This is a genomic window from Myroides sp. NP-2, from assembly GCF_014145665.1.
In the GTDB taxonomy this organism is placed as follows: domain Bacteria; phylum Bacteroidota; class Bacteroidia; order Flavobacteriales; family Flavobacteriaceae; genus Flavobacterium.
Window position 1 is genome coordinate 64,022 of record NZ_JACHTD010000009.1, and the last position, 22,519, is coordinate 86,540.

Consider the following 22,519-nt stretch of genomic DNA (forward strand, 5'->3'; position numbering starts at 1 on the left):
TAGCTAAAAAGAATTAAATTTGTTCAAAGATACAGTTTTATCAATGTTGAAAAAAGACGAATACTATATTTCTCGATGCCTGCAACTGGCAAAACAAGGAACTTTTGCTGCGCTTCCGAATCCTTCTGTTGGGGCAGTTGTGGTACACAACGACCGAATACTAGGCGAAGGATTTACTTCTGCCTATGGAGGACCCCATGCGGAAGTCAATGCAATAGCAGCCGTAAAAGATGCTAATTTATTAAAAGAAAGCACCTTATATGTCAGTTTAGAACCCTGTAGTCACGTTGGAAAAACACCTCCATGTTGCGATTTAGTCATTGCCAAGAAAATCCCTAGGGTTGTCGTTGGTACGATTGATCCATTCGCACAGGTATGTGGTATGGGCATTCAAAAGATGAAAGAGGCAGGAATAGAAGTAGTTGTTGGTGTCTTAGAAGAAGCATGTCGGGCAAGTAATCAACGCTTTTTTACGTATCACCAAAAAAAACGCCCCTACATTATACTAAAATGGGCCGAGAGTCAGGATGGATTTATTGCACCTTTAGACCGAGAGGAACAAGCCCCTGTATGGCTATCCAACGCCTATGCGAAACAGTTGGTCCATCAATGGAGAAGTGAGGAAATGGCTTTTCTCGTTGGCACCAATACTGTCCTTGCAGACAATCCATCTTTAACAACGCGCAGCTGGTATGGCAAAAACCCTACTCGCGTCTATTTGGATCGACTCGGAAAGATTAGCTCTTCTTTTGCAATTAACCAACAAGAAAAACCTGCGATCTGTATTACTGCCAATCGAAACATGCAATCTACTGCACAAACCCAATACTATTATGCTGATTTTGATGCAAATGTAGTACAGCAAATTTGTACAATCTTGTATGATCTTCAAATTATGTCTGTAGTTATAGAAGGAGGTACGCAAACCATTCAACATTTTATCGCGGCCAACCTTTGGGATGAAGCTCGTATTTTTACGAGTGAGGTGCGATTAGGAGAAGGTATTCTTGCTCCTGAATGGCCTATAGCTGAAACATGGGAGCGTTATACTATAGCGAATAATGAATTACATATTTTACACGCCAAATAATGACGGAAGAGAAAGATTTTTATAAAACCATCAGTCAACCTACAGAAGAAGTATTATACAAAGAAAAGAACAGCAAATTCTTTGGCTATGCCTTTCCCATCAAAAAAGAAGAAGAAGTCAAGGAATTGCTAGACCAAATAAAAAAGCAACACTACAATGCCCGCCATTGGTGCTATGCTTTTCAGCTAGGAACAGATCCTGTTTACTATCGTGCAAACGACGATGGAGAACCAAGTAATACAGCAGGAGCCCCAATTTATGGACAAATTCAGTCTTTTGATGTAACGGATATTCTCATCGTTGTTGTTCGCTATTTTGGCGGAGTAAAACTAGGCGTAGGCGGATTGATTACAGCCTATCGCGCCGCTGCACAAATGGCGATGGAAGAAGCGGAGATCATCGAATGTACAATAGATAAAAAGTTTAAAGTGCGCTTTGACTACAAAGACATGAACAATGTGATGCGCGTGATCAAAGAACGCAATTTGCAATTGGTCCAACAAAAGTTAGAAATGACCTGTGAAATAGAACTATCCATCCGCAAAAGTGAATATCAACAGGCTTTAGCTGCATTCGTTCCCTTTTACGAAGTCAAAGTAATTGAACCATCGGCTGAAGATTACTAGACAACCTACTGAAATTGAATGTAATAACTATAAAAAGAGGGATGTTTACACTCAAACATCCCTCTAGTAAATAATACAATAAAAAATAATATCTGTCTAATAATCAAAACGGAAAAACGATAAGATTCGTATCTACATTTTCCAATTCAGTTAAAAAATAGTTCGTTTATTTTCTTACCCCAAGGACAATACTAATAAGGTAATTGCGCAAGCGGCTAATCCTAAGCCTATTATGTTTTTTACTGAAAGCTTTTCATTAAATAGGGTATAGCCAAAAAGCGTTCCCAAGAAGATCACGCCAAAATTCATTCCCGCAAACACAATCGTAGGGTTAGAGGAGAAGTGGTGGTGGGCTTTCATATAAAAAATAATATTGACAAAGTTCAATCCTCCAATAAAAATACCCGAAACCAAATTGAGTTTAGAGAGTCTTAAGATATTCTTCTTAACGACAAGCGTATAGATTAATAAGCTTAAAATCAAAGCAGTAAAGAAAACGTAGAACAAACTTTGCGTATAGGGAATCACGGAATACAAGGCGAGTTGTTTAAAGCAAATATCAATAATTCCAAAGCCAAAAAACGTGCTCAACAAATACCAAGTACTCTTAGAAGACGTGGTTGTTTGGGTGGTTTCAGCTTTTTGTAAAATAAAGTAAACGGACAGTAAACCAATACCCAAAGCCCAATAGCGCATAGCGTTTAATTCTTCGTGAAAAATGAATATGGCAGCTAAAATGGGAATTAAAAGCGACAAGCGTTGTGCGATATCCGTCTTAATTAAACCAGCGTATTGAATGGAGCGAAATTGGGCAACAAAAATCGTTGGCAATAAGATTCCCAAACTCAAAATTACGAGCCATGGCATAGCACTTGAAAGTTGTGTAAAATCAACATCAAAAATAAAAAATGACAATAACGAAGTTATAACATAGTTGATAATAATTATTTCAAAGATATTGATAGAGAATCTTTTGATGTATTTAAAAAATACACCGACAGAAACGCTACCGAGAATGCTGCAAATTAAATATATCATAGGATGGGTTTAGCGAACTACAAAAATAGAAATTATAGGAAGTTCACCAAGATTAGGAGGGGTTTTAATTTTCTATTTTACATAATATTAATTATAGTAAATTTGTGTATTAAGCAAAATACAAGCCTTCTTTAACTTTAACTTAAAAAAAAACCATCCGTTGGCTACTGGATGGTTTTAGTATGCTTTTATCCTTTAATGAAATCTTTTTTTTCTATTACTTCAAACGCTTTATTGACAAGAATTCCCAATGTATCTGTTTTTATTTCAATAGTATTTGCTGAATTTACTCTTGGTCGTTTCAACAGCGCTTTTACACTATAAGCAACAAATTTAGTATCGTCTGCCTTTTTTTCTCTATCAATAACGGTTTGCAATTCTTTCATCAATGGTTCAGCCTTTTTCTGAAGTTCATCGTATTCGCGCACTGCTTGATCAATTTCCTGGCGTACACTTGCTACCGGATGAATTTTATAGAGTTGCATATACTGATTCACTGCATATCGCTGTAATTCAATAAATGGCTGATGATCGATTTCTAGTTCTTCTACCAAAGCTAAACCTTTTAATTGTAATCGCTTCTTTTCAGTCAGCGTGTCAATTTCAATTATCGTCAACTCATTTTCTTTTTTATTGAAATCGAGCTTCAATTCTGATGCAACATATGGGCTTACAGCAGCTAACATACGGTCCTTCAAATTATCCTGTACAGCAAAAGCGGATAAAATAACAAAACTTAGCACGGGCAAAACAATTCTTTTCATTTTTTATGGATTACGTATGTTTTCTAACTTATTTTAAATTAATGTAAGGATTAAACAAAGTGTTTAAATGATTAAATAAAAAGTTCATGTCTCTGTTTATTAGTAACTTATGATGTCTTCTACTGGAATTACTTTATATCGATCATCCATTAGGACGTTGAGTGTGACGTCTTGGTTTCCGTTTCTTTTCGATGTATAGGTAAAAAAACCATGCACGTGATACGCCCTAAATTGAATTGAATCTGCTGTTAAACTAAGCTGCTCAGTTGTTTCTATTAAGTCTCTTAACTCTTGAATATCCTCTTCCATATCAGTACAAGCCTCTTTAACTAGATTTATTTGGTCTTGATTTGTTTGAGTTGGATCTTGGGCATATTCTTGTGTAAAGAAGGCCAAATCATCTTTCAACCTTTCGTATCTAGGAATCCCCTCTTCTTCCAATTGGCGTTTTAATTCCGTTGCTTTGAAGTCTAATCGCCCTTTTTCCGTCAGGGTATCAATCTTGGTAATCGTAATTTTATTTTTATCTCGATTAAAATCTGCTCCCAGTTGTACTTCAAAAAAATCAACCAAATTGGGCATCAGTTGATTTTCTAAGTGATTTCCTTTACTACAAGAGATTAACGTTAAACCTAAGCATAAAAGTAAGAGTATTCTCGTTTTCATTTGTTATTCTTTTCAGACAAATCTAAATAAAAAAAGAAAGTCTTACTAGTACTAAATTCACTGCCTGATAAAATCAGCATCACTCAAGGTGTGCATAAAGGCTAGCAAGGCTTCTTTTTCTTCTTGGGTTAAGGGAATTCTATTGTTATTGTCCTTAAAAATGGGATCTAAATTAGCGCTGTTTAGCACACCTTTGTCCATATAATCCAAGACATCCTCAAGGGTTTCAAACTGTCCAAAACTACCGTAAGGCGCTGTAAGTGCTACGTTTCTCAGAGACGGAACCCTAAAACTCATATAGTCGTTTAAATCGCCTGTTACTCGTGCACGTCCCGCTTCATTTGAATCGCGGTTGATGGGAAAACCAATATTTCTAAACGATTGATCTGTAAATAATTCACCGCTATGACAACTACCACAGTGTTGTGCAAAAAGCGTGTGACCTTGTTTTTCTTGCGCAGTAAATACCGCTTGGCCTCGCTTTACTTGGTCGTATTTGCTGTTGGCTGAAATCAAGGTATACTCAAACTGTGCAATACTTTTAAAAATGCGTTCAGGAGTCAACTGTCGATCGCCAAACGCCTTGAAAAACAAGTCGATATAAACAGGGTCATCTTGAATTTTATTTATGATATGTACTGCGGAAGAATGCATTTCTTCAGGTGTAATAATTGGGACAATCACTTGATCTTCTAATTTTAGTTTACTTCCGTCCCAATTGTAAAACTGCATAAAAGCTAGGTTTTGAATCGGGGGCACATTGCGCAAGCCCACCTTCCCTTCTATTCCAACGCCTTGTTTTTGATGATCTGCATAGGCTGAGGATTGGATGTGACAAGTTGCACAAGACACACTATTATCTCGGCTTAAACGGGGATCAAAAAACAATTTTTTACCTAATTCAACGCCAAATTCGGTGGGTGGATTCTTTAAAAAAGCTGGATTTAAGGCAGGAAAATCATCGGGTAGCTCAAGTGTGAGCAAGGGATTGTCAACAAGGGGCTCATAGGCGTCGTCATTTTGACATGAAAACAACCCTAGAAGCAGAAATACAACACTGATTTTCTTCATCTTACAACTATTTTGTTTGACAAAATAAGTAGACGAGTCATTCATCTCAATGACTCGTCTACTCGATTAGTTTTTCACTTCAATAACCGAAAACATTCCGCTTACGTCATTGATCCCATTTCCTCCTAGATTATCAACAAATTTGACCATTTGCACCGCTGTGTGTACGTTTGGTGTTGCATTGTCTTCTGATCCCGTTCCTGATTGCAAAGTGATGGTGTTTATTTTACCGCTTAACAAATGGTGAAAATCCGCCTGAATCACTACCGTTGGCGCAGTTTTTCCGACTGAAGCAATTGTTGGTAAATCCAAGGTAATATCGCGATACGCATCTACGCCTTGTTTAATTTCTCCATTGTCATCTTTGTCAATTGTACTACCGGTGTGAATAGACAGCTCTTTGTGATCTGTGTCATAAAATCCTTCAATCTTAGTAAAGCGGTATCCCGTACCCCATTCCCACATCATTTCAGTATCATTCGCACCTGCTAAAGCGTAGAAATTAGGGAATTTAACTTCGTCTAAAGTGTTTAAGTCCTGGCGTACACCTAAACCAAATTTTAGCTGCTTGTATTCTCCTTTTGGAATATCGTTTAGCACATAGGTTAAGCTACTCGCTTTCGCTTGGTTAATCACAGCAGCGCCGAGATCTAAATTGTTGATGTGATAAGGAATTTCTTTTCCGTCATTTTTGATCAAGCGAATATTGCTGATGACGTATTTTAATTCGCTAAAATGATGGAGTTGTCCTGCTGCAGAAGTATGCGCAGTTGCCGTTGTGGAAGTTGCATCACCTAGCACAATGGTTTGATCTCCAAATGTATTAGTAAATGCGAGGGTTACTTTGTTTGCTGCAACGTGGCTATCATCGTTAGAACACGACAATAAAGCAATTGAAAATAAAGATAAAGCGGCGTATTTTTTTAGTGTTTTCATGTTTAGTTTAGTTTAAAAATTAAAAGTAAGAGAGGTAAATACATTACGTCCCATTCTTGGTATATTGCCCCAATCGGCATAGGTGGTATAATATTCGTCCAGCAAGTTTTCAGCACCTACTTGGAAGACCGCCTTCACTCCTTTTACGTAAAAGGTATAGGTAACTGCAGCATCCCAAATGGCATAAGCTGCGGTTTGACTCTCTCCGTATTCTGGACTGTAATCCCGTTGTTTACCATCGCCTCGTACTGTGGTTTGAACGTCAAAATCGCGGTACGTATAATGCAAGGAGGTTTGATAACTAAGTGGTCGAATAAAAGGCAAATTCCCCTTTTCATCATCTTGACCACGGGCGTATGTTAGACTTCCTTTCCAGTGTAGATCATCCAAAACTGTATAATGTCCACTGAGCGAAAAGTTAAACAATGTCGCATAATCCAAAGCGGTATATCCCTTTACTCCAACTGATTGATAATTCATCGGACTTCCTAAGCTCAGAATTCGCCCTATGATATAATCCTTGATGTGGAAGTAGTTGGCTTTAGCTTGGAGGCCATAACCATCGCCTTTATAGCTAACGCTCGCATTGATTTCTCGGGAAACTTCGTTGGGTAAATCGGGATTTCCAATATAGTCATAGCGATCATAGCTATTGTAAATATAATAACCATACGCTTCGGAAACAGAGGGCGCACGATGTCCATAGCCCCCACCTACTGCTAAAGTAAAGCGCTGAATATCTACTTCATAGCTCGCGTGTAGGCTTGGCAATACTCTCGTTTTTTCCTGAGCAGCTCCTGGATGAAAAATCCAGTTAAACTCAATGTACTTCGCCTTGTTGTAATTAATCCCCAACCCACCACCAAGGTGAAGTTGACTATTATCCGATAGGGCTATGCTATTGTTCATTGAAACTCCGCTATAGGTAGTCGTTACCCAGGGCCATGTATAGGCAAACATGCTTTGTTTTTCTCGGTCTTGCGGATACATGCGCATTTCTGCAATAGATCGATTGGTATAGGCATTGAGCTGCAATTCAGAAGAATAGATCCCCTTTTTGAAATTTGCTTTAGACAGCAAGCCATAGGTTGTACTCCAACCGGGCATGTCCATGTGTACCAAATTCTCCGGACGTGTCGTATCGTCCATATAGTGCTCGATAGCGTTGAAATACACTTTGGTATCCCATATTTTAAGCATTTGGTTTTCAAAAAGCTGTTTGTATGAAAGCGAGGTGATTAACGCTCGCGATAACCACAAATCCATCGGCAAAGCTGGATAGCCCACATCCTTAGCCACATCGAAAATAGCATCGACACGCAATGAAGATAACGCACTGGTTTTATGTGCAATACCCAAAGAACTATTGAACTTCTTAAATTGAGAATGCAGCACTTCCTCCCGATTTCCATCCTTGTAATTCTCGGCAGAACGGTATGCAATACTCGCATCTGTTACCCATTTGTTACTTGAAAAGGACAGGTTTCCTAAGTTATACCATTGATTATTATTAAATTCAAATCCGCTTTGATAGCTTCCTCTCCATTGAGCATAAGGACTAAAGGCCGTATTTTTTCGCTTCAAATCAATGCTTCCAGCAATTGTAGCCCCATGCATTCCTCCTTCTTGACCGGATTGAATGACTACATCGGCTAAATTATTGCTTTCTACATAAGAAGTGATGGGATCCATTTTATCCGTACAGGCGCCAAAAATATGCATCCCATCTAGGGTTAACGTGGAGCGTTCCGTACTCATATTGTTGAGCAAAGGTTCCCACGCATAAGCACCGCGCTTAATGAAGCTTATTTGTTGAGAGGAAGCCAAAAACTCGTCTACTGAAACCGACATTTTTAAATCCGTACGGATTTTCTCTTTCGCCTGTGCCACTACGGCAATTTCATCCAATAGGGTAGTTAAACTATCGGTGGGCGTTGTCGGATGCTGAGCTACAGCACTTAGTGTAGCCAAACAACATACTAATGATAAAATTCGCATAGGGCTAAAAGAGTATATCAATAAACAATTCACTCTTCACTCCTGCTACTCCAGGTGTGAAATCTGTAGGCACTTTAGTTCCCTTTACAATTCTCCCTTGGTTGTTTTGGAGAATAAAGTTCAGCGTCCAATTTCCCGTCATCGTATAATTCACCACACCTTGGTAAAACGAATCTTCTCTTTGTACCAAATCGCGGTTATTAGGCGATGAGTGATTGCCCATGGATGGTTCTGGCATACGCGGATCTAGGCGCAACGTATAGTGGTCAACACTGGTGTAGGCCTGATGCAACCCTTGCCATGTACTTGTATCGGCAGCGCTATTGTATTTGAAAATACCGGCTACTATATCATTCTCAGCCACTTTGGGCTTCACTGGCGCAACTAAAGCAATGATATAGTGTTCTTGGTCATTTCCAACAAATGAAGTCATATTGAGGTTCATATTGGTTTGATGGAATACCTCAATGGGATGAAGGTGCTCAAGATGTTGCCCTCCAACTTGAATATCAAAAACAAGTGCCCATTGTCCTGCCGAACTCTCTTTGGTGAATACACTGTATCCTTTGTAGTATTTTTCTTGGGATACATAGGTCCAAGCATCGCTAGTTGGACAGCTTTCTCTTGTTCCCGCCCCTGTTGTTAATACAGGAACAAGCGTTACTGTGGCATGCTCCATACTTTGTTTGCTATTTGCATCCAGTAGGTGCACGCGAATTTCATTATATCCTTGGTAGAGCTTGCCCTCCAAAGCCTCTACACGAATCACATAGGATTCTTGTTCAAAAGAAATAACTTCTTTGAACGCTTGATTATCAGGTACTACGATAGTTGATTCAGATTCATAATCTGTTTTATCAATAGTACAAGCCGCAACAACAAACAAGGTTGATACGATACAAAAAAAGGTTTTCATAGTACATAAGGTCGCCAACAAGTACACCGAGGCACAACTATCCTATAGCATAGACGTGAATAGACTGAGTAATGCGATTCGATTACCGACGGCATCTAGTGTTAGTAGATGCGAGATCTCCTAACAGCGGTTTACAAATAAGTGTTGAAAATGCAGGAATACAACAGACATCCACCGTTCATACCTTGTGGTGATTTAAGCCCATTCGCTCAAACCACAGGTAGAATAAAAGTCTATAGTCTTTCCCCTTTTTCTAGTAAACCGGAGGGCGAAATAAGAAATTGGAAAATGAAAACGCATAGCTGTTTTCAATACCTACAAAAGTTTTTGCGCTATGGGTATTAAAAAACACATAGCGAACCACTTCAATTGCCTGATAGAAGATGAGTTGAACTTCTGCTGAAGCAAATTGGGATCTGCTTTTGTCTGTATCGTTATCAGCAGCATGAGTCAATTCTTTTGCAAGGTGACATTTACCATTACAAGCAAGCTCAGGCTTTTCTTTGTTTACACAAAGTTCGTTTTTGATATAATCGTATAACACCACATATTCCACAACCGGTAATACCGGTTTGAAAAACATAAATAGGGATAATATGAGTGTTGCTATTTTCACCTTACAAAGGTCTGATATATTTTCACAAAGACAAAATTATGAATTGTTTGTATCAATCAATGGATTGAATAAATAAATTACGCCCTTTGAAGAAGAAAATTTAAGTAGATAGGCTTCTGATTACCAAAAAAAATGAGCCTAATCCAGTGGGATTAGGCTCATTTGATCGGTTGCATAAAAAAGGCTTATCTGCTTTCTAATGCTTTTAATTTATCGTTCATCTCTAACGCTCTATAAATGTTTTTCAACGTATTGATTGCCTCTTCGTTAGAAGGGTTAATGGCCAATACTTTTTCTAAATCATTCATTGCATCGCGGTAAAGCGCTTTTTTCTCTTTTTGCAATTGGTCGTATTTCTTGTTATCTGCAGCAGACATACCAAGGCTATTCATTTTATTTGTAATCTCCTCGTCTGGTTGCAATTTAAGGAAAGCCATATTTAGGTATGCGCTTTCATTTTTAGGGTTAATACGGATTGCTTGCTCGTAGTATTTTCTAGCGTCATCAACTTTTCCTGCTTGGAAACTTGTTACCCCTAGGTTGTACAATAATACGTCGTCATTTGGATTTTTAGCTAAAGCTTCTTTCGCAACTTCTTCGTATTTTCCAATATTGTTTGATTTCAAGTACAAATCCATTTGTGTCAACATTAAGTTGGTGTCATCTGGATTAGATTTTCTAGCTTCAATAACCGCTTTTTCAGCTTCTTCGTATTGTCCTTCTTGGTAATAGATCAAAGCTAAGTTTTTGATGATTTCAGGGCGTTTAGAATCCTCTTTCACAAATTTAGGATCCACGTGAGATCCTTGTTTTACAAGAACATCTCTCATTTTAGAATCTTTGCCGAAGTTTTGAACCTCACCTGTCGCTTTATCTACTGCTGTATAGTATGATTCATTTCCGTTATACCCTAAGTCGATCAACTCTTTGTAATATGTCGTAGCTGTTTTATAGTCTTTAGAACTAATAGCTGTTGAAGCTGCGTAATATAGGTATAAGGTATCTTTTGGATTGATGTCAAATGCTTGTTTAAACTTTTTAGTCGCTCCAATATAGTTTTTTGAATTGTTATCTTCGATCGCTTTGTTGATCACTTTAGACGCTACAATACCTAACTCTTCATTTGCTTGTTTTGCAAATTTATTGTTTTTGTCAATTGACTCAATAGCTTTATAAGCAGCTACCATTTCGTCTACATTTGCGTCAAAATTCTGATTTTTTTCAATTTGTTGATACGCTAAATTCGATTTTAAATAGTAGTACTGTATTTTCTGATCATTGGTAGCTTGACCTAAAACACCTTCTACTGCTTTTAACGCAGTAGTAGCTTCAGCTACATTTCCTTTCTTTACCGCTTTTTCAGCATCTTTAAGCTCTTTCTTTTGAGCCATAGTAAGCCCAGAGATCAATAGGGCTGCTGCTAAATAAACATATTTTTTATTCATAACTCTGTTGTTTTTATTGTTTTACTCTTGATCTTGATCTTCTTCTGTTTGTTCGTTTATCTCCTCGTTTTCCGCTAAGATAGTTCCGTCAATTTCTACAAATTCTTGGTCTTGATCTTCCTCATCATCTTCCTTCATTACCTTACAAACTGCGGCAATTGAATCGTTTCCTTTGATGTTGATCAGACGAACACCTTGAGTTGCACGTCCCATTACACGTAAATCAGATACACGCATACGGATTGTTAATCCTGATTTGTTGATGATCATCAAATCATCCGCATCCGTTACCGCATTAATTGAAACCAATAATCCAGTTTTATCACTGATATTCATGGTTTTCACTCCTTTTCCACCGCGGTTCGTTTCTCTGTACTCCTCTAAGGCTGAACGCTTACCATATCCGTTTTCAGATACAACTAAGATTTCGCTATTCATATCGTTAACCGATACCATTCCGATTACCTCGTCTTTATCATCTGCTAGGGTAATTCCGCGAACTCCTGAAGCTGTTCTTCCCATTGGACGTGTTTTCTCCTCGTCAAAGCGAACTAATTTTCCAGATTTAACGGCAATAAGTACTTTACTCTTACCATCTGTTAATTTTGCTTCTAGTAATTCGTCGTCTTCTTTAATGGTAATAGCGTTGATACCGTTTTGTCTTGGACGTGAATATTGTTCTAATGGCGTTTTCTTCACTTGACCTTTTTTGGTGGCCATGATAACGAAGTGATTGTTGATGTACTCTTCATCTTTAAGATCTTGCGTACAGATAAACGCTTTCACTTTGTCGTCATTTTCAATATTAATCAAGTTTTGGATCGCACGCCCTTTGCTTACTTTAGTTCCTTCTGGAATTTCGTAAACGCGCATCCAGAAACATTTTCCTTTTTGCGTAAAGAACAACATATATTGGTGGTTAGTAGCCACATACATATGCTCTAAGAAATCTTGATCTCGTGTACCCGCCGATTTTTGTCCTACGCCTCCTCTATTTTGTGTTTTGTACTCTGATAGAGGGGTACGTTTAATATAACCTGCGTGAGAAATAGTAATAACTACTTGTTCATCTGCAATAAGGTCTGTTATACTAACGTCTCCACCAGCATATTCAATTACAGAGCGACGCTCATCACCGAATTTCTCTTTTACTTCGATTAACTCTTCCTTAATCAAGTTCATTCGCATGTCTTTGCTTGCTAATAACTCTCTTAAGTGATTGATTAACTTCATGATTTCTTCATACTCTGCACGTAGTTTGTCTTGCTCTAGTCCAGTTAACTGACGTAGACGCATTTCAACAATTGCACGGGCTTGAATCTCAGATAAAGAAAAGCGCTCGATTAATTTAGCTCTAGCTTCATCTGCATTGCTTGATGAGCGAATCAAAGCGATTACTTCGTCAATATTATCAGAAGCGATAATTAACCCTTCTAAAATATGTGCGCGTTCTTCTGCTTTTCTCAATTCAAATTGCGTACGTCTAACCACAACATCATGTCTGTGTTCTACGAAGTGGTAGATCAGCTCTTTTAAATTTAAGGTTTGTGGACGTCCATCAACTAGGGCAATATTATTTACACTGAAGGAAGACTGCAACTGCGTATACTTATATAGCGTATTTAATACGATATTAGGAATAGCATCGCGTTTTAATACGTAAACGATACGCATCCCTTTACGATCGGATTCATCGCGTATCGTTGCGATACCTTCGATTTTTTTCTCATTAACTGCCTCTGCAGTTTTTTTGATCATTTCCGCTTTGTTGACTTGGAACGGAATTTCTGTAACCACGATGCACTCTCTTCCATCTACTTCTTCGAAGTTGGCTTTAGCACGCATAACAACGCGACCGCGCCCTGTTTTGAATGCTTCTCTAACCCCTTCATAACCGTAGATCACCCCCCCTGTAGGGAAATCAGGTGCTTTGATGTGGTTCATCAATTCGTCAATTTCAATCTCGTTGTTGTCGATATAGGCCAAGGTACCATCAATAACCTCCGAAAGGTTGTGAGGCGCCATATTAGTTGCCATACCAACGGCAATACCCGAAGCTCCATTTACCAATAGCGTAGGAATACGCGTAGGCATTACTCTAGGCTCTTCTAAGGTATCGTCAAAGTTCAATTGGAAGTCAACTGTTTCTTTGTCGATATCAGCTAGAATTTCTTCGGATATCTTCTTCATTCTAGCCTCAGTATAACGCATCGCTGCCGGGCTATCTCCATCTACAGATCCAAAGTTACCTTGTCCATCTACAAGTAAATATCGCATGCTCCAATCCTGAGCCATACGCACCATGGCGTCATATACAGAAATATCACCGTGTGGGTGGTATTTACCTAAAACTTCCCCTACAACTCTGGCAGACTTTTTATGTGCTCTATTAGACATAACGCCTAATTCATACATACCAAATAACACTCTTCGATGCACAGGTTTTAAGCCATCTCTAACATCGGGAAGCGCTCGAGATACAATCACCGACATCGAATAGTCAATGTAGGCTGATTTCATCTGTTCCTCAATGTTAATAGGAATCAACTTTTCTCCTTCAGACATAAGTATATTAAATTTTAAATTCTCATTATTAAACGTGCTAATATACAGATTTTATCGCGTTTTTCCATACGCTACTCATAGGAAATAGCTGTTTTTTTTACCCTTTTTGTGTTTTTTTTCCATCACATACCTAAATAGAGTCATTTTGAGGTAGGAATTAGCCACTTTAGCCCTCCCCATGTACCCTAAAGGGGTATAAATGGATTGTTTTCCCAACATCCTGTTTGGCCTAGGTAGGGACCAAAATAAAAAAATCTCACCTATAGTGAGATTTCCTTTTATAATCGGTTGTGAATTTGCTTGAAATAATCAAAGGCTTTACACACATGAGTGCCGTACCAAGAAAACATTTCTCCTTCGACAAACACTGTTTTTCCATGATGGGTAAATCGCCCAATTTCAAAGGCGTCCTCTTCTTGGAACGCATAAGGAAGGGAAGGCAAGAAAATTACTTCGGGATCTCCTTGGATGCGAATCTTTTTGATTTCCACTTCTGGATAACGTTCTAGGCGGTTGGCATAGACATTTTCAAACTGGTTGAGCGTTAATAGCTCGTGAATAAACGTCCCCTCTCCTGCTACGACAAAGGGGTCTTTCCCGACAAAATAGGCGGCTTTAAATCCTTGTTTTTGCAAGACAAAGTCCATCAAATCCCGCTGTCCAAACTGAATTTTATCGATCCATTTACGCGCTTCTGTGCGCTTGTTGAACAATTGACCTAAGGCTTCAATGAGTTGGGTGTTTTGGTCCATCGTTCGAACATCAGTCAACCATATCGGACAAATCCCCTTTAATTGCTCAATAACCGCTAGGGTGTTTTCTTCGACATTTGCAATAATAATAGCTGGATGCAACGCTTTTATCTGTTCGATCGCTACTTGTTTGGGTGCTCCTACACTCTCCTTCGTCACTTTTAAGTGATAAGGGTGAATACAAGCCGTTGTAATGCCGACTAACTCATCTTCTAAGCCTAAGTCAAAAAGCGTTTCCGTTACAGCAGGTACAAGTGAAATAATGCGCTTCGGCATTTGCTCAAAGACGTGTTCACGACCTAGTTGATCCTTTGTTACTATCATAATCTAAAATCTATCGTTTAAAATGGCCTGCATTTCACTTTGCATCTTCAGGGCTTCTTCTCTCGCTCTTGCTGCAAAATCGGCCTGATTGGATGCGTATATAATGCCTCTTGAGGAGTTGATTAACAAACCTACATTATCCGCTAATCCATATTGGCAAACATCGCGTAAGCTACCGCCTTGTGCGCCAACTCCTGGTACAAGTAAAAAGCTGTTTGGCACTACTTGGCGAATATCTTTAAAGTATTCCGCTTTGGTCGCGCCTACTACATACATCAGATTGGCTGCATTTTTATAGGTTTGTGAGGTTTGAATCACTTTTTTATACAGGGGTTCGCCGTCAATTAATTTCGTTTGAAAGTCAAAAGCCCCTTCATTAGACGTCAAGGCCAATAAAATGGTGTGTTTATTTTCAAAGGCCAAGAAAGGCTCTACAGAGTCTTTCCCCATATAAGGTGCTACGGTTACGCTGTCAAAGGCCATATCTTCAAAAAAAGCCTGGGCATACATCGAAGCTGTATTGCCAATATCACCGCGTTTTGCATCGGCAATGGTAAAGAGGTCCGGGTAATTTTCTTTGATATAAGCAATGGTCTTTTTCAAAGATTCCCACCCTTTGATACCATAGGCCTCAAAAAAAGCAATATTGGGTTTATAGGCTACCGCCAAATCGTGCGTAGCATCGATAATAGCTTTGTTGAAACTAAAGATAGGGTCTTCCTCTTCTAGCAAAAAAGCGGGAATTTTCGTTAAATCAACGTCTAATCCCACACATAGAAATGATTTTTTACGCTGAATTTGCTCCAGGAGTTGTTGTGTTGTCATGGTCTAAGTAGTTTTAAAAAAAACCACACTGCTTAGTGTGGTTTCTCTTTATCTTGCAGTTTAATAAACTTCGCTTTCTTTTAATTTTTCCGTATTACTTACTAACTGTAATTCATCAATAATTTTCTGAATACCGCCGTTCATTACACCATCTAAATCGTAAAGTGTTAATCCGATACGGTGGTCTGTAACACGTCCTTGTGGATAGTTATAGGTTCTAATTTTTGCAGAACGGTCACCACTACTTACCTGAGAGTTACGTTTTTTAGCGTCTTCTTCTTGTTTCTTGGCCAATTCCATTTCATATAAACGAGAACGCAATACAGACAAGGCTTTATCCTTGTTTTTGTGCTGTGATTTCTCATCCTGACATTGAGCAACTAATCCCGTTGGAATATGCGTCATACGCACAGCTGACTTCGTCGTATTTACCGACTGTCCTCCAGGTCCTGACGAACAGAACAAATCAATACGAACATCGTTCATGTCAATGTGTACATCAAATTCTTCTGCCTCTGGCAATACCATTACGGTAGCAGCAGAGGTGTGTACACGTCCTTGTGTCTCTGTTTGAGGAACACGTTGTACGCGGTGTACACCTGCTTCAAACTTCAACGTTCCATAAACATCTTCTCCTGTTACCTCGAAAATAACCTCTTTGTACCCGCCTGAAGTTCCTTCATTCACGTCTACAACAGATGTTCTCCACCCTCTTGACTCACAGTATTTCGTGTACATTCTAAACAAATCACCTGCGAAAATACTAGCTTCATCACCTCCTGTTCCCGCGCGAACTTCAACCATTACGTTTTTCGCGTCTTCTGGATCTTTCGGTATTAAAAGGAATTTGATTTCTTCTTCTAGTTCTGGCAAACGATCTTTCGCCTCGTCTAGCTGCATCTTGGCCATCTCCACCATTTCGGCATCGCTTCCATCTGCTAAGATTTCATTCGCTTCTGCTATATTTCCTGTTAGACTTATGTATTCCGCTCGTTTCTCAACTAACTGCTTTAAGTCTTTATATTCTTTGTTTAATTGAACATAGCGCTTTTGATCCGCAATAACATCTGGTTGAATAATCAAATCAGATACTTCATCAAAACGTTGTTTAATAATTTGTAATCGATCTATCATATCTTTAAAAGAGATAATTTAATTGGATTGCAAAGTTAAAAAAAAAGAGGAATATATTCGCATATTCCTCTTCAATTCGTTTATTTATGTATTTTTATTTTTTAATCTCCACAGCGATTTCTACGTCAGACCATGTTTTCCCTTCGTGTAAGGCATTACAAGCTGCGTGTAAGGCTGTAAAAGCGTCTTTTGCTGCGAAGTCTTCTAGGATGTCGATTGATCCTGTTAGTTTTACTCCTGCTTCAGTCGCCTCATAAGCAAATTCTTTTTCTTTGGTAATGCCATTCAACGTTAAGTGTACTGTAACTTTTCCGTCTTTAAACTCTCCAAAAAATCCGTTGATATTACCAACTAATTTAGTAAAGAAATTCAAGCGCAATGTCTCGTCTCTTGCTGGATCTCCAGTACTAGCTGAACTCGTAACAATAGCGAATTGAGCTCCTTTTAACCCCTCTTCTAAGGTCGCCGCTTCACGGTTTACTTCTGACAATTTGATCTCGTCAAAAGTTCCCTTTACGCCAACTTTAGCTGGTGTTTTAAATGCTGTCCACTCAACGGTATACGTCAACTCCTTTTGTTTTGGCGTTTCCGCTGTTTGTTCTACTCCTTGCTCAGGCGCAGTTGTATCGGTTGATTTTTTATCTCCACATGAAATAGCTACTAAACTAACTAAAGCAAGCGCTAAAATTGATTTTTTCATACTGTTTTTGAGTTTTATTGTCTTAAAGCAACTAATGTACAAAAAGCAATTTACAATTCAACTTGCTTAAAAATTAAAATTTACTTAAAATATTTGGGAACTCCCTACATGCTCTAAAATGCCAGCTTGATTTTCTGTTTTCCTTCCAACTGTCTAAAGCAGCCTCCATTAACAGCTTTTAGTATAGGGAGAGAAATAGTGTTTGCCGCGCTGCAAGTAACATAATTTCTAGGGGATTTTTTCTGGTCTTGTTCGAGTCTTGTTCGAGTCTCCTTCGGTAAAATGGCTTCTAACCCAATGAAACACGAACAAGACTCGAAGAAGTACCGAAGAAAACACAAAAACAAACACATACCAAACTGATTGCAGGCACTTTATCTCAATTTCTTGTGAAAAATAATGCCCTTTTATACCCTTGTAAGGTAAAATGTGGTAGTTAAGGATAAGGGGTGTTTTTACACTACTTCAATTTGTTTACGTTTGTAGTGCATGCATGTAGGGACTGAAGGGGAAGCAAGGATTCTACAAGACCTAACAACAACTAAATCAGCTAGATTATGACAGAAAGTATAGACAGAATTTTGGACAGGGGAAACGGAATGAACTTCGCTTTTGGATATAAAAAAACAGCAAGAGCGAAAAGCTGCCTGCTGTTTTTATAGGGTTAACGATCTTGAGATACGTTTATTTCTTTAGTGGAATTTGCTTTAAGATTTCTAAAACGAAGTTCCAAAATTTTTGTAGTGATTCAATATTAGCACGTTCTGCAGGAGAGTGTGCTCCTTTGATCGTAGGACCAAAAGAAATCATGTCCATCTCTGGGTAATGAGTTCCTAAGATTCCACATTCTAAGCCAGCGTGACAAGCGACTACATTTGGTTTTTCACTGTGTTGTTTTTCGTAAATATCAACTAAAACATCTAGAATTTCAGAATCTGGGTTTGGACTCCATCCTGGGTATGAACCTGAGAACTCTACTTCACATCCCATCAATTCAAATGCTGCACGTAAACCGTTGGCAACGTCCATTTTAGAAGATTCAACAGAAGAACGTGTTAAACATTTTACTGTTAGCTGTCCTTGCCCTACTTCTACTTTTGCAATATTGTTTGAAGCTTCTACTAAATCGTCAAAATCAGGGCTCATGCGGAATACGCCATTGTGTGCTGCGTACATTGAACGCACAAAGAAGTATTGCGCCATAGACGGCATTACTTTTTTCGGTGTTTCTGCCTCGTCTAATTTCTCAAAAATAACCTCTAACCCTGGATCTACGGTGTGTAATTCCGCTTTGATTTCTTCTACAATTTGCGTCATATCATACACAAAAGCTTCGTCATACATCTGAGCGATCACCACTGTTGCTACACTTTCACGTGGAATAGCGTTGCGCAAGCTTCCTCCTTTGATTGTTGCGATTTGCAAGCCAAAGTTGTCAAAAGAATCAAATAACAAGCGGTTCATGATTTTATTGGCATTCCCCAAACCTTTGTGGATGTCCATGCCCGAGTGTCCTCCGTTTAATCCTTTGACAGTAATGCGGTATCCCACTGCATTTTCTGGCGCGTCTTCTTCATCGTATTCTGCAGCGGCTGTTACATCAATTCCTCCTGCACATCCGATATCGATTTCATCGTCTTCTTCTGTATCTAAATTTAGTAAGATTTCACCTTCTAGCAATCCTCCTTTTAGGCCTTTTGCCCCTGTCATTCCCGTTTCTTCATCAATTGTAAACAAGGCTTCAATTGCCGGATGTGGGATATCTTTACTCTCTAGGATTGCCATAATTGTAGCCACACCTAGGCCGTTGTCCGCTCCTAAAGTAGTTCCCTTAGCGCGTACCCATCCATCTTCTACATACATTTCGATTCCCTGTGTATCGAAATCAAAATCTGTATCATTATTTTTTTGGTGAACCATATCCAAATGCGATTGCATCACAATGGTCTTTCTGTTCTCCATTCCAGCTGTAGCCGGTTTTTTAATGATTACGTTTCCTACTTCATCTTGGATTGTTTCCAACCCCAACGATTTTCCAAAGTCTACCATAAAAGCAATTACGCGTTCTTCTTTTTTTGAAGGACGAGGCACTGCATTCAAATCGGCAAACTTATTCCAAACTTGTTTTGGCTCTAAGTTTCTTATTTCTTGATTCATAATATCACTATAAATTCGTATTATTCCTTGTTCTTCAAAGGTAAACTATTCTCTTTAAAAATGGGCGAATTGGTTAGTTTTGTTGACGTTCATCCGCAGCAATGCTAAAACAACCTTAAATATTTACTTAAACAAGTACAGTTTAAGCAACTCTAGGTGAGGTAATTGTAGTTCCGATACTAGCAAAAACCACACAAGCAACAGACAGCCATTGCACTAGGCTTAGGGCTTCACCTAAAAAAATTAATCCACTTAAGGCTGCGAATGCGGGATGTAAACTCGTCAAAATGCTAAAGCTCTTTGGGGGAATTCGCTTCATGGCTACCAGGTCTAAGGTAAAAGGCAAAGAGCTCGACAAAATGGCAACAGCAAGTCCTATGAAGAACAACGGCCAAGTTAGGTGCACTAAACCGCAGAGGCAATTCCAACAGGCACAATAATCATGGCGGCAAATACAGTTCCGATAGACACAGCTGTTCGTCCGTCGATGAGTTGGGTGACTTTAGTTCCCATTACGATATAGCCTACCCAAAACATACCTGCCATAAAAGCCATGCCTAATCCCACTAGATCTACATTACTGCTTTTCCAAGGCACAATGAGCAATATACCGATACACGCGAGTATCGCCCAAAGAACATCCAATAGTCGGCGCGATAAAAACAAGGCCAATAGCAGAGGACCGACAAATTCAACGGTTACTCCCAAGCCCAATGGTACGCGCTCAATGGCAAAGTAAAACAGCAAATTCATTCCACCGATACTTACTCCATATCCCAAGCAGCACAGCCATTGTTTTTTCGTTAAAGCTTTTAGATTGGGCCTATTAATTACTAGTAGTAAGATAGCAGATAGACCAATACGCAAGGAGCTTGCACCAGCTGGCCCTAAAACAGGAAACAGCTTTTTTGCTAAAGACGCACCACCTTGTACACACATAATTGAGGTCAAGGCAGCCGAAATAGCCGTTCTTTTTTCACTCATTTCAACCAATTAAACCGAGCGTTTTATATCAAAAGTGAACAAAACCCCCATTTGCTGCAAAAGTACTGCTTCAAGCGTAGTATCCCAATGAAAAAGTGGTTTTTATTTTAGAAGCAGAGCGAATTAACCCCAGCCTAAGCGATAGACGTATGAACAAAGTAAGTGTACAACATAGCCCGGAATTAGTGATTAAAGCATCCTATAGTACGGTTTTAGAGCTAATAAAAGACATAGGAAGTAGAAGTGCTTTGCAGTATTTGGCTAATGCTCACGCTGGGGTAAAGGTGCTACTTCTTTACTTCCGCTCTAAAATTGGCGTGTTGTGTAGCGGTAAAGAAATCACAGAAAACCTGATGTATCGGTTGGTCAACCTGCGTTCCTTTAATCCCTAATTGGGTATATACTTGGATTACTTGCGGTATTAGTTGTTCTACTATGCATCGACCGTAGTGGTGAATCTCTTCCTCTAATGCTGCAGAAATGGGTAGGTGCTGCTCTAATATTCCTTCAAGTTGAATCGCGTAAGTTAAAATTCCCTCCAAGGCAATCTGTATGCGTTGCTGATGGGTATATATGCGGTCAGAACCCAAAGTATTGGCTGCTTCTTCCATGAAATGAGCGGCCATCCCCAAATAGTTAACGAGGAGGGTTAAATCAGCAAATAAGCGAAAGGGAATCTTGGTGATTGCATCATCAGTATAAAACACATCATATACAAAGCGGTAATCTGCAGGAATCACTGCTTCTTTTACTACAAAAGAATAGGTTCCCGTGGCTTTCATCCCCATGGATTTCCAATTAGGAATAATATTCACTTGTGATTTGGGAATGATAAAGGAGTGAACAACCGCTGTACCAGTATCGTCTACAACAGGTTTACCTTGCTTGAGCAGCTTGGCATTGAGGGTAAAATGGCTGAGATAAGGTGCTCCAGTGGCATACTCCCACTGTCCATGTACCACAAAGGTTCCATCGGCTTGTTCATCGGCAGTTCCGCCTAGCATACCACTGCCTCCAAAACAGGTATACTCACTAGCAAACAGGGCTTTTGCTGTATTGGGTTGCATATTTCGCGAAAAATAATTGGCTCCTGCGCAGAGCGTCAACATCCATCCTAAACTGCCATCTATTTTGGCCCAATCATATAAGTAGAGTAAGCCTGTTTTAAAATCACAACCCAACCCCCCATAGGCTTGAGGTACCCATATTTGCAGCCATCGCTCTTTGTAAATATGGGAAATAACTTCATCTGAAATGGCCGTTGCTCCTTGCATGGCCTTTCTCAATTCACTAGCGTTTAACATACTCTTCTTCTTTTAAAATTTTATTCCACTTGACATAGCCCAATACTGCAACAACAAATAAAAACACAGTTAACCCCGCATATAGGTATAAATTTTTGTGCAACATCAACGGCACAGAAATAAAATTACTGATATTCAATAAAATCCAGTTTTCTATTTTTCGTTTGGCCATCAACCACATCCCTGCCCATGCAAATGCAGTCACTAAAGAATCCCAAATGGGAACATCTGAATCGGTATATTGGGTGAGAAATAGCCAAAATAATCCAAAAGTGAAGCTGACAATGCCCAAAACAATCCACTTGTCTGTTGCATTTGTTCGCGAGATTTTTGCTTCTTCTTTTTGTTTGCCGTATTTCCAGAATAACCAGCCGTAGATGCTCATACCCAAATAGTATAGGTTGAGCGTAAATTCTGCATATAGCTTGGCGGTAATCATCACGTAAAGTGTTAGGGAGATACCCGCAATTCCAAAAAGATAATTGTTGGAGTTATTCCTCGAAGCAAGTACAACTTGAATCATAGAAAAAAAGACACCGAGCCATTCGGTCCACGTAGTTTGTTGTAAGATTTCCTGCATCATATTAACTTAACTAAAGTAAATGATG

General features: G+C 39.0%; 19 protein-coding genes and 1 pseudogene. 2 read left to right on the forward strand and 18 right to left on the reverse strand.

The genetic code is table 11. From position 1 onward, the window contains the following. The first annotated feature begins 19 nt into the window (after positions 1-19). Together ribD and H4K35_RS10210 are read left to right on the forward strand one after the other, a co-directional pair. Complete coding sequence (ribD, locus tag H4K35_RS10205) at positions 20-1,090, forward strand: bifunctional diaminohydroxyphosphoribosylaminopyrimidine deaminase/5-amino-6-(5-phosphoribosylamino)uracil reductase RibD (RefSeq protein WP_182627614.1); 1,071 nt, start codon at positions 20-22, stop codon at positions 1,088-1,090. Next, entirely contained in the window at positions 1,090-1,716 is a 627-nt protein-coding gene (locus H4K35_RS10210) for a YigZ family protein (protein ID WP_182627616.1), read from the forward strand. The genes ribD and H4K35_RS10210 overlap by 1 nt, the downstream gene beginning before the upstream one ends. Before the next feature lie 174 nt (positions 1,717-1,890). Here H4K35_RS10210 and H4K35_RS10215 read toward each other — a convergent pair whose 3' ends face one another. The 18 genes and pseudogenes from H4K35_RS10215 to pnuC all read right to left on the reverse strand — a co-directional run bounded on the left by H4K35_RS10215 (position 1,891) and on the right by pnuC (position 22,494). Continuing rightward, the gene (locus tag H4K35_RS10215; protein ID WP_182627618.1) at positions 1,891-2,754 is read right to left on the reverse strand and encodes an EamA/RhaT family transporter; all 864 of its coding nucleotides are present in this window, start codon (positions 2,752-2,754) and stop codon (positions 1,891-1,893) included. 188 nt (positions 2,755-2,942) lie between these two features. After that, the gene (locus tag H4K35_RS10220) at positions 2,943-3,518 is read right to left on the reverse strand and encodes a hypothetical protein (RefSeq protein ID WP_182627620.1); all 576 of its coding nucleotides are present in this window, start codon (positions 3,516-3,518) and stop codon (positions 2,943-2,945) included. A 99-nt stretch (positions 3,519-3,617) separates the two neighbouring features. Continuing rightward, entirely contained in the window at positions 3,618-4,184 is a 567-nt protein-coding gene (locus H4K35_RS10225; protein WP_182627622.1) for a hypothetical protein, read from the reverse strand. A 57-nt stretch (positions 4,185-4,241) separates the two neighbouring features. Then, positions 4,242-5,255, reverse strand: a complete 1,014-nt coding sequence (locus H4K35_RS10230; RefSeq protein ID WP_182627624.1) for a cytochrome-c peroxidase — start codon at positions 5,253-5,255, stop codon at positions 4,242-4,244. A 66-nt stretch (positions 5,256-5,321) separates the two neighbouring features. After that, the gene (locus tag H4K35_RS10235) at positions 5,322-6,191 is read right to left on the reverse strand and encodes an MbnP family protein (protein ID WP_182627626.1); all 870 of its coding nucleotides are present in this window, start codon (positions 6,189-6,191) and stop codon (positions 5,322-5,324) included. A 12-nt stretch (positions 6,192-6,203) separates the two neighbouring features. Further along, positions 6,204-8,189 carry a TonB-dependent siderophore receptor gene (locus H4K35_RS10240; protein WP_182627628.1) on the reverse strand — a complete coding sequence of 662 codons (1,986 nt, stop codon included), beginning with the start codon at positions 8,187-8,189 and terminating at the stop codon, positions 6,204-6,206. A 4-nt stretch (positions 8,190-8,193) separates the two neighbouring features. Beyond that, on the reverse strand, positions 8,194-9,105 hold the full coding sequence (locus H4K35_RS10245) for a hypothetical protein (protein ID WP_182627630.1): 912 nt from the start codon (positions 9,103-9,105) through the stop codon (positions 8,194-8,196). A 253-nt stretch (positions 9,106-9,358) separates the two neighbouring features. After that, positions 9,359-9,721 carry a hypothetical protein gene (locus H4K35_RS10250; RefSeq protein ID WP_286466970.1) on the reverse strand — a complete coding sequence of 121 codons (363 nt, stop codon included), beginning with the start codon at positions 9,719-9,721 and terminating at the stop codon, positions 9,359-9,361. A gap of 185 nt (positions 9,722-9,906) precedes the next feature. After that, positions 9,907-11,166: a tetratricopeptide repeat protein gene (locus tag H4K35_RS10255; protein ID WP_182627632.1), complete on the reverse strand. Its 1,260-nt coding sequence runs from the start codon at positions 11,164-11,166 to the stop codon at positions 9,907-9,909. A gap of 21 nt (positions 11,167-11,187) precedes the next feature. Then, positions 11,188-13,731 (reverse strand): DNA gyrase subunit A, encoded by a 2,544-nt coding sequence (gene gyrA, locus H4K35_RS10260; protein ID WP_182627634.1) that lies wholly within the window; start codon positions 13,729-13,731, stop codon positions 11,188-11,190. A 278-nt stretch (positions 13,732-14,009) separates the two neighbouring features. After that, a complete protein-coding gene (locus tag H4K35_RS10265; protein ID WP_182627636.1) occupies positions 14,010-14,807 on the reverse strand; it encodes an ABC transporter substrate-binding protein in 798 nt (265 codons plus the stop codon). A 3-nt stretch (positions 14,808-14,810) separates the two neighbouring features. Next, the gene (pyrF, locus tag H4K35_RS10270) at positions 14,811-15,632 is read right to left on the reverse strand and encodes an orotidine-5'-phosphate decarboxylase (protein ID WP_182627639.1); all 822 of its coding nucleotides are present in this window, start codon (positions 15,630-15,632) and stop codon (positions 14,811-14,813) included. A 60-nt stretch (positions 15,633-15,692) separates the two neighbouring features. Then, positions 15,693-16,766, reverse strand: coding sequence for a peptide chain release factor 1 (prfA, locus tag H4K35_RS10275; protein WP_182627641.1), 1,074 nt, complete (start codon positions 16,764-16,766; stop codon positions 15,693-15,695). Between the two features lie 94 nt (positions 16,767-16,860). After that, positions 16,861-17,466 (reverse strand): YceI family protein, encoded by a 606-nt coding sequence (locus H4K35_RS10280; RefSeq protein WP_182627643.1) that lies wholly within the window; start codon positions 17,464-17,466, stop codon positions 16,861-16,863. Between the two features lie 684 nt (positions 17,467-18,150). Next, positions 18,151-19,623, reverse strand: a complete 1,473-nt coding sequence (locus H4K35_RS10285) for an aminoacyl-histidine dipeptidase (RefSeq protein WP_182627644.1) — start codon at positions 19,621-19,623, stop codon at positions 18,151-18,153. Between the two features lie 142 nt (positions 19,624-19,765). Next, a pseudogene (locus tag H4K35_RS10290) lies at positions 19,766-20,607 on the reverse strand (DMT family transporter). Between the two features lie 287 nt (positions 20,608-20,894). Beyond that, complete coding sequence (locus H4K35_RS10295) at positions 20,895-21,911, reverse strand: hypothetical protein (RefSeq protein WP_182627646.1); 1,017 nt, start codon at positions 21,909-21,911, stop codon at positions 20,895-20,897. After that, positions 21,898-22,494 carry a nicotinamide riboside transporter PnuC gene (gene pnuC / locus H4K35_RS10300; protein ID WP_182627648.1) on the reverse strand — a complete coding sequence of 199 codons (597 nt, stop codon included), beginning with the start codon at positions 22,492-22,494 and terminating at the stop codon, positions 21,898-21,900. The genes H4K35_RS10295 and pnuC overlap by 14 nt, the downstream gene beginning before the upstream one ends. Between the last annotated feature and the right edge of the window lie 25 nt (positions 22,495-22,519).